The organism is Marinococcus sp. PL1-022 (assembly GCF_033845285.1).
In the GTDB taxonomy this organism is placed as follows: Bacteria; Bacillota; Bacilli; order Bacillales; family Marinococcaceae; genus Marinococcus.
The window spans coordinates 2,392,372-2,406,758 of the sequence record NZ_JAWXCX010000001.1; the positions used below are offsets into that span (position 1 = coordinate 2,392,372).

Annotated in this window: 17 protein-coding genes and 1 pseudogene; 5 read left to right on the top strand and 13 right to left on the bottom strand. The window is 47.3% G+C overall.

Features of this window, described 5'->3' with window-relative positions; genetic code table 11:
- Nucleotides 1-63: 63 nt before the first annotated feature.
- The 8 genes from SIC45_RS12345 to acpS form a co-directional block, all read right to left on the bottom strand.
- Nucleotides 64-1,077 (bottom strand): PP2C family protein-serine/threonine phosphatase, encoded by a 1,014-nt coding sequence (locus tag SIC45_RS12345; protein WP_319632359.1) that lies wholly within the window; start codon nt 1,075-1,077, stop codon nt 64-66.
- A 12-nt stretch (nt 1,078-1,089) separates the two neighbouring features.
- Nucleotides 1,090-1,503, bottom strand: a complete 414-nt coding sequence (locus tag SIC45_RS12350) for an anti-sigma regulatory factor (protein WP_022792605.1) — start codon at nt 1,501-1,503, stop codon at nt 1,090-1,092.
- A gap of 2 nt (nt 1,504-1,505) precedes the next feature.
- Nucleotides 1,506-1,862, bottom strand: coding sequence for an STAS domain-containing protein (locus tag SIC45_RS12355; protein ID WP_022792604.1), 357 nt, complete (start codon nt 1,860-1,862; stop codon nt 1,506-1,508).
- Nucleotides 1,863-1,866: 4 nt separating this feature from the next.
- Nucleotides 1,867-2,712 (bottom strand): STAS domain-containing protein, encoded by an 846-nt coding sequence (locus SIC45_RS12360; protein ID WP_298787058.1) that lies wholly within the window; start codon nt 2,710-2,712, stop codon nt 1,867-1,869.
- A 308-nt stretch (nt 2,713-3,020) separates the two neighbouring features.
- Entirely contained in the window at nt 3,021-3,308 is a 288-nt protein-coding gene (locus tag SIC45_RS12365) for a CopG family ribbon-helix-helix protein (protein ID WP_022792602.1), read from the bottom strand.
- A gap of 105 nt (nt 3,309-3,413) precedes the next feature.
- Nucleotides 3,414-4,565: an alanine racemase gene (gene alr / locus SIC45_RS12370; RefSeq protein WP_319632360.1), complete on the bottom strand. Its 1,152-nt coding sequence runs from the start codon at nt 4,563-4,565 to the stop codon at nt 3,414-3,416.
- Nucleotides 4,566-4,580: 15 nt separating this feature from the next.
- Complete coding sequence (locus SIC45_RS12375; protein WP_319632361.1) at nt 4,581-6,122, bottom strand: NAD(P)H-hydrate dehydratase; 1,542 nt, start codon at nt 6,120-6,122, stop codon at nt 4,581-4,583.
- A gap of 1 nt (nt 6,123) precedes the next feature.
- Complete coding sequence (acpS, locus tag SIC45_RS12380; protein WP_319632362.1) at nt 6,124-6,486, bottom strand: holo-ACP synthase; 363 nt, start codon at nt 6,484-6,486, stop codon at nt 6,124-6,126.
- 115 nt (nt 6,487-6,601) lie between these two features.
- On the opposite strand from acpS, the gene SIC45_RS12385 reads away from it, so the two are divergent.
- The 3 genes and pseudogenes from SIC45_RS12385 to SIC45_RS12395 form a co-directional block, all read left to right on the top strand.
- Nucleotides 6,602-7,384, top strand: coding sequence for a rhomboid family intramembrane serine protease (locus SIC45_RS12385; protein ID WP_298787067.1), 783 nt, complete (start codon nt 6,602-6,604; stop codon nt 7,382-7,384).
- Between the two features lie 218 nt (nt 7,385-7,602).
- Complete coding sequence (locus SIC45_RS12390) at nt 7,603-8,031, top strand: HTH domain-containing protein (protein WP_319632363.1); 429 nt, start codon at nt 7,603-7,605, stop codon at nt 8,029-8,031.
- A pseudogene (locus tag SIC45_RS12395) lies at nt 8,031-8,924 on the top strand (IS3 family transposase); the annotation flags it as partial. The gene SIC45_RS12390 and the pseudogene SIC45_RS12395, both read left to right, overlap by 1 nt.
- A gap of 64 nt (nt 8,925-8,988) precedes the next feature.
- On the opposite strand, the gene SIC45_RS12400 reads toward SIC45_RS12395, so the two are convergent.
- The 3 genes from SIC45_RS12400 to SIC45_RS12410 all read right to left on the bottom strand — a co-directional run bounded on the left by SIC45_RS12400 (nt 8,989) and on the right by SIC45_RS12410 (nt 11,130).
- On the bottom strand, nt 8,989-9,249 hold the full coding sequence (locus SIC45_RS12400; RefSeq protein ID WP_022792597.1) for a metal-sensitive transcriptional regulator: 261 nt from the start codon (nt 9,247-9,249) through the stop codon (nt 8,989-8,991).
- Between the two features lie 91 nt (nt 9,250-9,340).
- Nucleotides 9,341-10,594 (bottom strand): hypothetical protein, encoded by a 1,254-nt coding sequence (locus SIC45_RS12405; protein WP_319632364.1) that lies wholly within the window; start codon nt 10,592-10,594, stop codon nt 9,341-9,343.
- Nucleotides 10,591-11,130 carry an RNA polymerase sigma factor SigX gene (locus SIC45_RS12410; protein ID WP_298787075.1) on the bottom strand — a complete coding sequence of 180 codons (540 nt, stop codon included), beginning with the start codon at nt 11,128-11,130 and terminating at the stop codon, nt 10,591-10,593. Before SIC45_RS12410 ends, SIC45_RS12405 begins: the two co-directional genes overlap by 4 nt.
- A 361-nt stretch (nt 11,131-11,491) precedes the next feature.
- Between SIC45_RS12410 and SIC45_RS12415 the strand changes: the two genes are divergently transcribed.
- Nucleotides 11,492-12,412, top strand: coding sequence for a GerMN domain-containing protein (locus SIC45_RS12415; protein WP_319632365.1), 921 nt, complete (start codon nt 11,492-11,494; stop codon nt 12,410-12,412).
- Nucleotides 12,413-12,463: 51 nt separating this feature from the next.
- Here the strand turns inward: SIC45_RS12415 and wrbA are convergent, their stop codons facing one another.
- Entirely contained in the window at nt 12,464-13,081 is a 618-nt protein-coding gene (gene wrbA, locus SIC45_RS12420) for an NAD(P)H:quinone oxidoreductase (RefSeq protein WP_298787077.1), read from the bottom strand.
- Between the two features lie 158 nt (nt 13,082-13,239).
- Here wrbA and SIC45_RS12425 point away from each other — a divergent pair, with 158 nt between their 5' ends.
- On the top strand, nt 13,240-13,551 hold the full coding sequence (locus SIC45_RS12425; protein ID WP_319632366.1) for a helix-turn-helix domain-containing protein: 312 nt from the start codon (nt 13,240-13,242) through the stop codon (nt 13,549-13,551).
- A 95-nt stretch (nt 13,552-13,646) separates the two neighbouring features.
- On the opposite strand, the gene SIC45_RS12430 is transcribed toward SIC45_RS12425, so the two are convergent.
- The gene (locus SIC45_RS12430) at nt 13,647-14,315 is read right to left on the bottom strand and encodes a CAP domain-containing protein (RefSeq protein ID WP_319632367.1); all 669 of its coding nucleotides are present in this window, start codon (nt 14,313-14,315) and stop codon (nt 13,647-13,649) included.
- Nucleotides 14,316-14,387: the final 72 nt, after the last annotated feature.

Genomic DNA, 14,387 nt, shown 5'->3' on the forward strand with positions numbered 1-14,387 from the left:
GCTATATATAAATCACGATTTTTAAGTGTGCATCCTTTTCATTTTTCCCAAATCACAATCTGGTTAAACATTTCTGCGAAGTATAATTAATGTAAAATCGTCACGAAGCTGAAAGCCCTGGGCTCTTTCCAGCTCATAAAATACGTGATTTACAATCTCCTGGGCAGGCAGATGCTGATACGTACGAATGAGCCGCGTGATGGCTTCACGCTCAATAAAGCCGTCATCGGTCCGACATTCGGTGACGCCGTCTGATAAGAGCACAACAAAATCTCCCGGCTCCACCGTGAGTTGATATTCCTTATAGTTGGTGTTGCGCTTAATTCCAAGAACGATTCCTTTGGCATGAAGCTCTTCAAACGTATCTTCAGCTGCCTTATAGTAGAAGCCGGGTTCATGCCCAGCCCCAGCATAATTAAACTGGTGGGAACGCGAATCATATGATCCGTACATCATCGTAATGAACATGTTCGAAGCAATGTTCTGCTCCACCACCCGGTTTACGTTTTCAAGTAAAGCCCCAGGCTGCAGACGCTGCTCCGGGTAACTGTCCATCGTGTACTTGATCATCGACATACATAAAGCAGCCGGTATTCCTTTACCGATAATATCAGCGATCGCAAGCCCGACACAGTCGTGGTCGTCTTTAACAAAATGATAATAATCACCGCTCATTTTCGAAGCCGGAACACTTAGAACCCCTACATCTAAACCGTTTACGTGTGGGATTTCATCCGGGAGAAACGTCTGCTGCATATTCGCAGCCACGTTAATTTCTGCTTCGAGCTCCTTTGTTTTATCACGAAGGCTCTGGTGTTCCCGATAGGCCAGGCCGTAGCCCATCATTACTTCGAGAAGAAGCTCAAATGATTCGTGAGCTCCTTTAGGAAGATCCGGAAAGAATTCCTCCAGCACCTCCAGATGAAGGCTGACCACTTCTTCCGGAGAAATCTGTTCCTCAAGCACTCTCTTGCTGAACTGCTGGGCGTAATAAAGCCCCTGTTCGCTCTGTTCTTCTAAATACGCCCGTAAAATATTCGCGTATTGATCATGTAACAATTCTTTCGACTCAGCCAACGTTTTTCCTCCTTAACGGAGCCATTTGATTGCCGTTATCGTTGTCCCCTCTTCCATCACGGAGTCAACGTCAAAATCATCCATTAGTCTTCTCACTCCTGGAAGTCCGGCTCCTAAACCACCCGAAGTAGTATATCCGTCTTCCATTACTTCTCTTATGTTCTTAATGCCGGGGCCGCGGTCCTTCGCCGTAATCTTTATACCCTTCTTTTTCTGGGTCCCGCGGGTTTCTTCCACTGCTTCGATAACGATTTCCCCTTTTTCAGCGTACAGGTAAATGTTTCTTGCCAGCTCTGAAATAGCTGTCGTTATCCGAGCCTGATCCACACCGCCAAATCCTATTTCCTTAGCTAAATTCCGTCCAGCCTGCCTGGCTGATACGATTCCCCATTCGGTCTGCACTTCAACGCTGGATTGGATACTCATGCTTACCCCTCCAATTCCTGTTGAAGTTTCTCAAGTCCCTGCTCAAGATCTAGCGCTGTTGGTACTTCTTCAAGCATAATGCCCATATCTATCAGGGTTATCGCCACTGCCGGCTGAATCCCCGTCAGAACCACTTTTGCTCCCATTAAATTGGACATTTCCACGACGTCGCCCAGCACTTTAGCGATAAATGAATCAATCATATCCACTGAGGTTAAATCAATTACTACGCCTGTAGATCCCTCTTCGTGAATTTTGCTAAGCAGATCTTCCTGAAACTGAAGAGCTGTTTGATCATCTAGATCTACTTGCACTGAAATTAATAAATAATGACTTAGTTTTAAGATTGGAATCCGCATCGATTTATGCCCTCCATTCTGCTCCATTCTCTATCTGAACCATTTTGCGCTGCGTCAGCTCAAGCGCTGATTCAATACCCTTGCGCAGGCTGCTCTTCGTCGGGAAGGTACTCAGATCAATACCCAGATTCACAATTGTCTGGGCAATTTCCGGGCGGATACCGACCAGAATGCATTCCGCCCCTACCAGCCTCACCGCTTTAGAGGCCTGAATAATATGGTTTGCCACCATAGTATCCACTACCGGCACGCCGGTTATATCAATCAAAACCACCTGGGAACGATGTTGAATAATACCGTCGAGCAAATTCTCCATAATAAGCTTTGCCCGCTCGGTGTCAATCGCTCCAATTAATGGCATGACACTAACCTTTTCAAAGACAGGAATAAGTGGAGCAGAAAGTTCATTCAGAGCCATCTGCTGAAGCTCGAGTGTCTTTATCCAAGAATCAGAATAATCATCAACCAGCTGGTTCACAATCGCATCCACCCATTCTTCCACTTCTACAATCAAGCGCACGCTGTCTTTTTCTGCATTATTAATATATGGAACAATATAGGCAGTAACGATGCGCCGGAACACCTGCATCCCCTGCGTAAAATAGCTCAGTGGCCAGTCGGTCTGAATAAGCCGCTCCGCAAAATGCTTAATTTTACCCTCGGCTTCCGACCGCTCTAAACGGACTGAGCTGTACAGCACATCAATAAATTCTTCGTTGTTTGTGAATACCAAATCATCAGGAAGGGAGTTTTTAAAATATTCTTCCTGAACCCGGGCCATCTCTTCTTTCCATTTGGAAACCAACTGTTCCTGATGGTCATTGATAGCCTGCACTACAGATGAATGCATCGTGAATTCCTCCATCTAGTCTGTCCATTTCCATTTACGGGCTGGAATAAATTTCATGTATTAATGCCCGGACTGGTGCACACTTTGTATTGTTATATTATTTGTTAACGGCACACCTGTGCACTATCATACTCTATTTAGTATTATTCCATGTATAATACTTTAGCGCAAACAATTATGGCTGCAATCATATATATTCCTGAATAAAATTTATTACAATAAAAAAGCTGCCTGCCTATCACAGACAGGCAAACAGCTTTTATATTCATTTCTGTTTCTTTAAAAGAAGAAATATAATTTCGAGTGTTTCAGATTCCGCTAAGCAATCGGCGATTCAAAGAGTGATCCACTTCTGTTTCTGCCTGAAATGACTCAGCAGCAATATTCAAATTGATACTGCTCATTTCTTCATACCCTTGCTTCATCGCTTCTTGAAACTCCAGACGTTGGCGTTCTTTTAAATACATCTCCGTGGCTTGATGAATAAATTCATTGCGGTTTGCGCTCTGCTGCCCCTCTTCAATCATTCCATCAAGTTCGTCAAGAAGATAGTCAGGCAGGCTGACCTTAATCTGCTTAGTGCTTTTCTGATGCACTCCACACACCTCCAGGTTGACCCTTTTAGATTCCCATCCCTTAATAATTACTTAATTCATCATAGCATTTCTATATGCTGTTTGCAAAGCGCGTTTTTCATAAATTCAGGGTTCAAACCTATTTTCGGGAGTATATACCCGGGGTACGCGTTTACTGATAATGCAGGGAACTTCGTATGTAATCGTTCCAAGGCGGCTGGCTACTTCCGTGACGCTGATCGTTTCCTCTTTCTGGCTGCCAATCAATGTCACTACCGTATCCACTGGGAACTCATGCGGCAGCCGCACCATCATCTGGTCCATACAGATCCGTCCTACAATAGGGACGCGGATTCCTCCTGCCAATACCTCCCCCTGATTTTCAGCATGCGCTCTCAGCCATCCGTCTGCATAGCCAATAGGCACAGTACCGATCCATTCATTTTCCGTGGAGGTGTACGTTGCTCCGTAGCTGATGCTCGTGCCCGGCGGTACTTCCTTCACCTGCGTCAGACGGCTGTGAAGCGTGAATGCCTCCTTCAGTGTAAATGGAAGATGCCCGGTAATATCTGCTGCAGGAGTCAATCCATACATCGAAATACCGAACCGGACCATATTAAAGCAGCGCTCCGGAAAACGCATAGCTGCTGCACTGTTACCACAGTGAATCAGCCGGGGGGCTTTCCCGATCTGCTGTACCAGGGCAACGACCTGGGAAAAACGGGCATACTGCTGTTCAAAATAAGTAGTCTCCAGTTCATCAGCAGTAGCGAAATGCGTATACATTCCTTCCATTTCTATAGAGGGAGTGCTGGTTACAGCAGCCAGAAAAGAAGTGATATCTTCGTCATTTATCAATCCCAGCCGCCCCATTCCAGTGTCTACTTTCATATGAATTAAAAGCGATTCCCCCGCTGTATATCGGGAAGCCTCTTTTAACCATTCTTCCTGAAAGACCGTGAGCCGGATATCGTGGCGGGCAGCCACCGCGGCGTCCTGCGGCCGTGTTCTGCCAAGCACAAGGATAGGCAGTTTTATGCCGGCTTTCCGCAGCTCGAGCGCTTCTTCAAGCAGCGCCACCCCAAAATAGGACGCCCCCGCCTCCGCTGCTGCCAAAGCAGTTTCTGCCGCCCCGTGCCCGTAGCCGTCCGCTTTAACCACAGCCATTACAGCCACGTTCTCAGCATGAAGCTTCCGTACTTCACGGATGTTGTATTTAATATTTTCTGTGTTTATCTCCACCCACGTATCCCGGTAGGATTCGCTGGAAAACGCCATGATGACTCCTCTTTTCTATCGTTTCTTTTGTGCCTGAATGAAAGTCAGTGCTTTTGGCAGATAATCGATTAAATTGGATGCAGTAAACGAATAATCCGATATTCCTTCTTTTATGGCAATTTCTGCAGCCAGACCGTGGGTGTAAACAGCATTACAAACTCCCTCTTCCACCGTTGGGCCCTGAAGCATCATGGCAAGCACAATGCCGGTCAGCGCATCCCCTGACCCTCCTTTAGCAAGGGCACTGCTGCCACTAGTATTCACATACTGTCTGCCTTCAGGGGTAGTAATAATCGTATTTGGCCCCTTCAGCACAAGGTAGCAGCCGAATTTACGAGCGTATTCGCGTGAGACCGTAAACCGCTCTGCATTGATTTGCTTTGGAGAAAGGCCTGTCAGACGGCCCATTTCACCAGGATGCGGAGTCAGAATCAGCGGGTGTTCTCTGTTGATCATTTCCGTCTCCAGCTCCGGCAGAAAATAAAGTCCGTCGGCATCCAGCACGAGTGGCGTTTGTGTCTCTGTCAGCAGACGCTTCGTTAATACTCTCGTGCTTTCTGTCCGACCAAGACCGGAGCCGGCTGCAACACCGTCCATCCCGTCCCAGGGAAACGGCGTTTTCTGTAAATCGGCGACCTGGCCCTCTTCTGTTTCAGGCAGCGGGAAGTAGGTTGCTTCAAGCACATGAGAAGCAACGGCACTCAATGCAGACGCCGGAACGCTCGTAGTCAGAAGACCAATGCCGGCATGAAGGCAGGCGTTCGACGCGATGGCCGGGGCCCCGGGCATATTATAGGCTCCTGCTATCAGCAGCCCTTTGCCATTATCGCCCTTGTGAGACTCCTGTGTCCGCTCCGGCAGACTTTTGGCTGCATTGGTTAAATCCCATGTCTGTCTTTTCTGATCCAATGCTTTCCACGAAGCTTCCGGTACGCCGATCGGTACAACCCGAAGCTCTCCGTAATAGTGCCTCGCCGGATACAGATACGTGCTCAAAGTAGGAGCTTCAAGAATTACCGTAGCGTCTGCATTCACCGCCATATCAGGCAGTTCTTCCTCGTTCGCCGGTACTCCAGTAGGGATGTCCACAGCTACCACCGGTGCCGTTGTGCTGTTCAACCACTTTGCGGCAGAATAAAAAGGCTCCTTCAGCTCTCCGCGAATCCCGGTACCGAGCATCGTATCAATATAAATGACCCCCTCCCCCGGCAAATCCGGTTCAGCGAAACCGTTACCTGCTGCCAGCGGAAGCCCGCACGCACGGTACAAGTCTTTATGGTACAGCGCTCCTCCGGAAAGGGCGTTCTCTTCTGCCAGCAGATACACATAAACATTCCATCCAAGAGACGATAGTGTCCTGCCGATAACAAAACCGTCTCCTCCATTGTTTCCTTTTCCGGCAAAGATAACAGCCGTTTGTGCTTTAGGATACATATCATGAATCTCACCTGCTGCCGCTCTTCCCGCGTTTTCCATCAGCAGCTCTTCTTTCATTCCAAGTGTTTCGATGGTGTATTGATCGAGCTCCTGCATCGCTTTGCTTGTTACGACCTGCATCCTATTCGCTCCTTTCTTCAATAATAACCTGGGCCACAGCGCTGTCCCGCGAATGACTGATAGAAACATGAATAATATAGGCCTCGTAGCCAGTGCAGCAAAGCAGCGGTTCCCCCCGCTCTCCATTGCTCACTGTAATATCGTGAAAACCCGTCTCCGAAGAAATGCCAGTGCCTGCTGCCTTCACAAACGCTTCTTTGGCAGCAAACCTTCCTGCTGTGAATTCCACCAGTCGTTTACCGGAAAAATGCTCGCAGGCCTGTAATTCGTCTTCATTTAAAATTCGCGGCAAAAATTTCTTTTGTTCTAAAGAGCGCTCAATCCGCTCTAATTCAATGATATCAATGCCAATTCCTTTAATCATTACTTTCTCCCTTCCCGCAACGCTTTTCGTGTATTCCTTTATTTATTCATGCTACACTGACCGTACATACTTATACGATTTAGTATACCCGTCAACAGAAAGGGGACTAACCCACTTGTTTATCCGCCACGAGACTTTTTCTACATTTATAAGACGCTACCCTGTAATTTCAGTAATATTAGCGATCCACCTGCTTTTGTTTTTCTGGGTGAATCTTTCGGAATTAACGAACGGTCTGATTCCGTTCGGGGAAGTTGTCTATTATTTAATGGTCGGCAACAACTTCGCTATTCAGAGCGGAGACTACTGGCGCCTTCTTACCCCAGTGTTTTTACATACGTCTTTGGGGCACGTGCTTTTTAACTCCTTTGCTTTGCTGCTGTTCGGACCGCCGCTTGAATTCATGCTCGGCCGCCTCAAATTTCTGGCATTCTATTTAACAGCCGGAGTCATTGGAAATATTGCTACGCTGTTTTTTGGTTCGCTTTACCTGTCACACCTTGGGGCCTCCGGAGCTATTTACGGCCTGTTTGGCGCTTATGTATTTATTATGATGAACCGCCGGCACCTTATTGACCCTTCAAGCGCCCAGATAGTTGTGGTTCTTCTTGTGATAGGCATGGTATTCACTTTACTGAATTCCGGAGTCAATATATGGGCACACGTATTTGGATTCGTCGCTGGATTCGGGCTGATTCCTTTGTTCTTAAAAAATGTAGTCCCATTTTATTTCTCTCAAGGCTATGGACCTTCTTCCGGGAGCCGCAGACCGCGCCGGAAAGTACGCGCGGTGACTGCCCAGAAAGCAGGGAGACGAATCGCCCTAATTGTCGCCTACGTCATTGTTGGTGCCGTTCTTTTACGTGTGCTGCAGCTCGTCATCGCAGCGTTGATGTAAAAAGAAAAGCGGAAGAAGCCGAACAGTGACGCGGCAAAAGCATGCTTTCATCTCTATATAACAACCGCTTCACCAGATAGAAAAGAGGCCCCTTCCCGCTGAACTATAACCCGAATGATGGACACGATAAAAAAGTGCCCATCATTCGGGTTTTTTCTATTTTCCATCCCCAATTGCCGTGTATACTAAACGAAAAGAGAACGAACGGAGGAACAGCGATGAAAAGAAGGTATTCGGCGAGCGAACAAAAGCAGTTAGAAGCTCATCCGTGCATTCGAAAGGTATCCGACCGGACGATTTCGTATCATCCGGATTTTAAGAAGAAGGCCGTCCATGCTTATCATCAGGGAGCTGGACCAGCGCAGATTTTTGTCGAGCACGACCTTGACCTGACGGTCATTGGCAAGGAACAGCCGAAACGATGCCTGCAGCGATGGCGACAAACCCACGAGCGTTATGGGGACCTGGGCCTCGAACAGGAACGCCGGGGGAAAGGAGCTGCGGGCCGGCCCTCGTCCCGTTCGCGTTCCACGGACGACAAGCTTCAGCGAGCCGAAACACGCATACAGTATCTGGAGGCTGAAATCGACTTCTTAAAAAAGCTCGAAGAGCTCGAAAGGCAGGTGTCGAAGAAGAAACACCGTTAACCCCCCACGAGGTGTACGGATTGATTCAGGCGGTCATTGATACACATGAGCTCCTCGGTCACGTGTCGTATTTATGTCACCTGACCGGGGTCAGCCGGAGCGGGTATTACGCCTGGCGGAAGAATGAACCGGAGAGGCAGCGGCAGGACGACCACGATGCCCGGGAGGCCGAACGGATTCGGGAGCTGTTTGAGCGTCATCATGAAAAAGCAGGCGCCCTGCAGATCAAAATGATGCTTGAAAACGATCAGGGCATCATCATGAATCATAAAAAAATTCGACGGTTAATGGCCAAATTTCAGATGGTAACGAAAATCCGCCGGGCGACCCCCTATAAAAAGCTCATGAAGGCCACCCAGGAGCACCAGACCTGCCCCAACCTGTTGAACCGGGCTTTTGACGCCCAGGAACCTGGAAAAATTCTTCTGACAGATATCACGTATCTGTATTACGGCCAGGGGCAAAAAGCGTACTTGTCGTGTATCAAAGACAGCGCCACCAAAGAAATTCTGGCTCATGTCGTTTCCACCTCGCTAGCGATGGATCTCGCCCATGAGACCCTGGACCAACTGCAGCATCAGTCCCTCCATCCCGGAGCGATGCTTCATTCCGACCAGGGGACGCACTATACACACCCGGCCTTTCAGGCCAAGGTGAAGCAGGCGGGTCTCTGCCAATCCATGTCCCGGCGCGGCAATTGTTGGGATAATGCTCCCATGGAATCCTTCTTTGGACACTTTAAAGATATGGTGGACCCCCGTCTCTGTGCCACCTTCGCTCAACTGAAGCAGATTGTTCACGATTATATCGACAGATATAATCACCGCCGCTACCAGTGGGGACTAAAAAAAATGACCCCGGTCCAATACCGGGATCATCTGTTAACAGCCTAGACTCTTTTTATTTCCTGTCCATTTTATAGGTTACAGTTCACCGCAGAAGTGGCCTCTTTTTCGTTTATCTGCTTTTCACAAGCAGATTGATAGCTTCCTGGACAGATTCATTGGTGTCTTCTCCGCGCTCCATTTGTTCGCGCATGCACTGCTCCAGATTTTCACTGACAATTACGCCAATCGCACGGTCCATTGCAGAACGTGCAGCTGACATCTGCCCTACGGTGTCCCGGCAGTCCTGCCCTTCTTCCATCATTCGAAGAACACCCCGCACCTGCCCTTCGACACGGCGGAGTCTGTTTTTAATATTGGCATCATATTCCATGAGTTAAGCGGCCTCCAATGTATTCAAAATGTACATTGTTATTATACATGAAATAATTGGGAATTTCCTACACTCTCCAATAAATTTTTAATCAGCTTGCTTTCCACTCAATTGTATTAGGTGCTGCAGGGACTTCCCATCTTTGGTTCAGCGGAACTTCTCCGAGAGTGTCACTGTTCTCAGAGATAAATTTTATGGTTTCATACCCAAAATCCGCTGCCGCCAGCCCCACCGCATCAATCATCGCCTGCTGAACCTCGCCAGACGCACCTTCGAGCGAGCCACTCAGAGTAATAGTTACTGATTCTCCTTCGCCTTCCACATTTCCTACAGTAAGAGAGCCAGGGATCGGAGCTCTCACTTCCGAAATTTCAGGTCCTTCATTCATTTTCGCCAGCGTTTCCTCTAAAGAAAGCAGACTCCCATTTTCATTCGTAGTAGAAACACCCGCTCCTTCACCAGTCACTAAATAAGAGGCGTCATTTACATCATATAAATAATAGCCGCGATTCTCATCAATATCCCGGACATTTATTTCTTCTTCACTTCCACTGCCTTCATCGGGTATATTTGATACTTCTATATCTTTTTCCCCCAAATAACGGGCAAGCTCTTCAATGCCGCGTTCGATCTGTCCGGATTCCAAAGCCGTGGTTTCAGAGGATACTGCCGCTTCGAGACTGCCATTCTCTGCATTCTCCCAGGATACCTTTTCGGTCATAGCAGGGCCGAGCCCGAATTCATTGCCGTCCACTTCTTCAGTGATAAAGCTCAAAAGCTCTTTTAGGTCCGCTTCTGCTACAAACGTTAAAGGGACAATAACCGCTCCCCGGGCACTTTCAAAAGGGATAGTCACAGCGTTCACACCGCCGCTGCCTTCTTCCTTCGTAAGCGCGGCTACATAACCGCCCGGCATTTCACCGCTTTCTTCCGTATCCTCCTGAATCTTTGGCGGGGCATCTTCTGTACCGCTCTCTGCCGGCTCAGGCTCTTCATCTTCTCTGCTGTCTGTATCGTTTTCAGCAGTATTTTCCGATTCATGCTGTTCGGCTGACTCTGAATCTCCGGCCTTATTCTCGTCTTCAGCGTTTTCTTCCTGAGAAGGGGAAGCCGTCTGATTCGAAGTCCACCATATTCCCGGGACGATAAGTATTGCGAGTAGGAGAACTGCCGCCGATGTAAAAACAGGAACTGGCCAGCGCCGGTGCGTACGGTGTCTTTTCTTTGAGTCCAGCCGATCCTGAATATTATGATAGATTTCATTTTTGGATCGTTTATCCTTCACACGGGGCATTTGCTTTAATGAATGTTCAATCCGTTCCCTGGAACGATTATGCTTCTTCAATCTCCTGCCCTCCTTTCTTCTAAATTTTCCCTGCTTTCCATTAGCTCCTGTATTTTTTTTACGGCCCGGTGCTGGGTCGTTTTCACTTTACTCTCCGACCACCCGAGCACTTCAGCTGCTTCTTTGATCGAGAGCGATTCCACGTAACGCAGTATAAGCACCTGCCTCTGATCCGCAGAGCATGCTTTCATGCATTCATAAATTTCACGCACATCGTCTTTTGCAGTAAGAATCTCATCAGGAAGAGGAGCTGGGTCCCGCATTTCTTCTTTTGATAAAGGACCAAGCACTCCCAGCCATTTCCGCTTTTTTCTGTTTTGCTTGCGGATCCAGTCTATGCCAACATGTCTGGCAATGGAATAAAGCCAGGTTTTTTCACTGCTTTTGCCTTCAAATGTTTCAAAGGAATGCAGCACTTTAATGTAAACTTCCTGGACAAGCTCCTCAGCTGTTTCACGATCTCGGACCATATAAAATAAATATTGGAAAAGGGAGTGATGATATTGTTCATATAGCCTTTCAAACTCATCATGCATGATGAACACTTCCTTAATGTAGACGTTCCCTGTCTTTATTAGTTACACCGGTAATTTTATTAATAGAAACGGAAAATAGAATTACGTTTCCACCCGTTTTCTGTTTATGTATATTCAAAGTTTCATTCTTATGCTGATGCCTCATAAGATATTAGCAAAATACTTCGCACTATTATAGCATTTCCGCGTCTTTTTCTGAAAAACCCACCGCCGCTTTCATGCTCTGGTTTAACATTAGTAAAGTCCTGTTTATGTTCATTTGGGGGATTTGAACCTTTCTTTATTTTGAAACATGGTATAATTATGTAACAACATTGTATTATTTGTAAACTAAATTTAATATTTGTCCTGGGGGGATTCCATGAAAAGATTCTCATTTTTAGCAGTTGCTGCCACAGCTATTATTACTCTCAGCGCCTGCGGTACCGAAAATAGCGGAAATGCGGAAAACAATGAAAAAGCAACGGAGACAGCATCTGTTGAAGCCAACGAAGAAGAGAAAGCAGAAAGTGACACCACAAAAAATGAAGAGCAGACAGATAAAGAGACAGCTTCCGAAGCTGGGGACAAGGAAGAAGCAGAAGACAGCGCAACTACAGAAGAAGCTGTCGCAGAAAATGAAGAGGAGAACCCGGACTCCGCAGACACTGCCAGCGAAGACACTTCACCTGAAAATGAAGCAGCAGAAGAAAACGCTTCTGAAGACACAGCCAAAAGCGAAGAAGAAGCGGTAGAAGAAAGTGCTTCTGAAGATACCACCAACAGCGAAGAAGAAGCCCCAGCAGGTTCCACAGAGGCTGCTGTAGCTACAGATACAGAATCAAACAGCACTTCAGCTTCCGGGGAGGAAGAGGCTGTCACAGAGGAAGTGACTGTTTACTACCTCGACGGTGATTTAATGAATACAATTTCTGAAAACCGAAGCCTGGAAGCAGCATCTGAAAACGATCTGCCGTTTGAAGCTGTGCAGGCATGGCTCGATGGCCCTGAAACAGAGGATGCCACAAGTCCGCTTCCAGTGGAGACCGAAGTACAGTTTGTCGAATTTAAAGACAATACTGCCTATGTTTCCTTCGAGCCCTCCGTCCTTGACGCTACTACAGTCGGCAGTACTCTCGAGCTCGCATTTGTAGAACAGCTGGCAGCGCTCATGGACCAGTTTGGATACGGTCAGACTCAGATTCTCATTGACGGCGAAGTCGTCACAGACTTTTACGGCCACCGTGAAATCGACCAGCCTATCGAAGCAACGGATCCTTCCGAGCTTTACGGCAGTAATTAACGCCAGATATTAAAAAAAGCGCCCGCACATGCGGACGCTTTTTGCTTTCTCTTAATTGCTAAGCTTCTCTGAGACTCTGGCCACGCGGGCACCTAAACGGCCGCCCATTGTCAACTCGCCTTCGCTTGGCATCCGTGTGCCGTCCGGACCAGCAAGCGTAGAAGCACCGTACGGCGTTCCGCCGACAAAGTCACGTTCAGCCATTTCCGGATTCTCTCCATAAGGAAGACCGACAAAGATGAACCCGAAATGAAGAAGCGGCACGACCGACGTGATAATTGTTGTTTCCTGACCGCCGTGAGCTGTATTTGTACTCGTAAAGATGCCTGCTACCTTGCCTTCAAGTGAACCGTTGGCCCAAAGGCCGCCAGCTGCATCCATAAATTGCTTCACCTGTGCCGGCATATTGCCAAAGCGTGTAGGAATACCCCATACAACGCCGTCAGCCCATACGAGATCGTCTGTTGTAGCTTCAGGAATATCCGCCTGTTTATTTTGCGCCTCTACGTAGGCATCCTGCGTGGACATTCCTTCCTTAGCCATTTGGGATTCGGGAATTCTTACAATCCTTACTTCTGCGCCTGTTTCTTCCGCGCCTTTTGCTACTGCTTTTGCCATTTCGTGTATATGTCCATAGGAACTATAAAATGGTACCAATACTTTACTCATCGAAAAACACCTCTATCACTTATATTTATAAAGTTACTTACTTTTCGAAAGTACATGAAAAAATCCTGAATGTCAAATCACCCTTCAAGCTATACCCCAGCCCCTCCTCTACGAAACAATGATTTTGTGGTACTATGTTCATAAAGAGGTGAACTATTATGCAGAAGACTTCCATCTGCCCAAAATATGAATTTGCAGCGGAGCTGCTCGGGAAAAAATGGACGGGCCTATTGATCCTAGTCCTTCTTCAGGGACCGCTCCGCTTCAAAGATATAAAAAGAGAAATCCCGGACATGAGCGACCGGCTGATTACAGAACGGCTGAAAGAGCTTGAAGAAAAAGGTGTGGTCGAACGCAGTGTTTTTCCGGAAAAGCCTGTGCGCGTTCAATACCAGCTGACGAGTAAGGGAGAGGATCTCGAGCCGGTTATTAATGCGATCCAGGACTGGGCTGAAGCATGGATTCAATAAAAAGCAGGTACTTTTCATATTGGAAAAGCCTGCTTTTTTCATGATATAAACACAAAAAAGCGCCTGCCAAAAGGCAGCCGCTCGCTCTTAACTCTTTATTTTTCCAAAAACATCTGTGTCCAGTATTGCCCGTATTCTCCGCCTTCTTCATAGCCAATTGCGATATGCGTGAAGTCCGGATTTAAAATGTTATCACGGTGTCCCGGTGAGTCCATCCATGCATCCACGACATCCTGCGGCGTGTCCTGTCCAGCTGCAATGTTTTCCCCGGCTCCGTCATAGCTGATGCCGAATTCCTGCATCATTTCAAAAGGACTGCCGTATGTCGGACTCTCATGGGCAAAATAATCATTTTCAATCATGTCCTGAGATTTTGCGTCCGCTACGCTTTGCAGGGAGCTGTCTGCTTCCACCGGCTCAAGTCCGTTCTCTGCCCGGACTTCGTTCGTCAGCCGCACCACTTCCTGTTCAAATTCTGACTCACTTTGAGAAGAGACAGCCTCTGAGGTTTCAGCTGAACTGCTTTCTGAAGAGCTGCTTTCGCTTTCCGGTATAGCAATGCTCTGGCCTACATTAATCACATTAGGGTTCTGAATGTTACTGTTTTCTTCCATGAGCGCTTCTACACTCACTCCGTGCTCCTCGGCAATCGTATTTAAAGTGTCTCCGGACTCTACAATGTATGTATCCTGTCCAAGAGCGGTTAATGGGAAAATAAGTGTTGCTGACAGAGCACCGACGACGGCTGTTCTTTTAAATCTCATGTCATTCACCTCTTATAAATGATAACGTTATAATAAAATTTTACCATTAATTTCTTGAAAATAAACATTTCA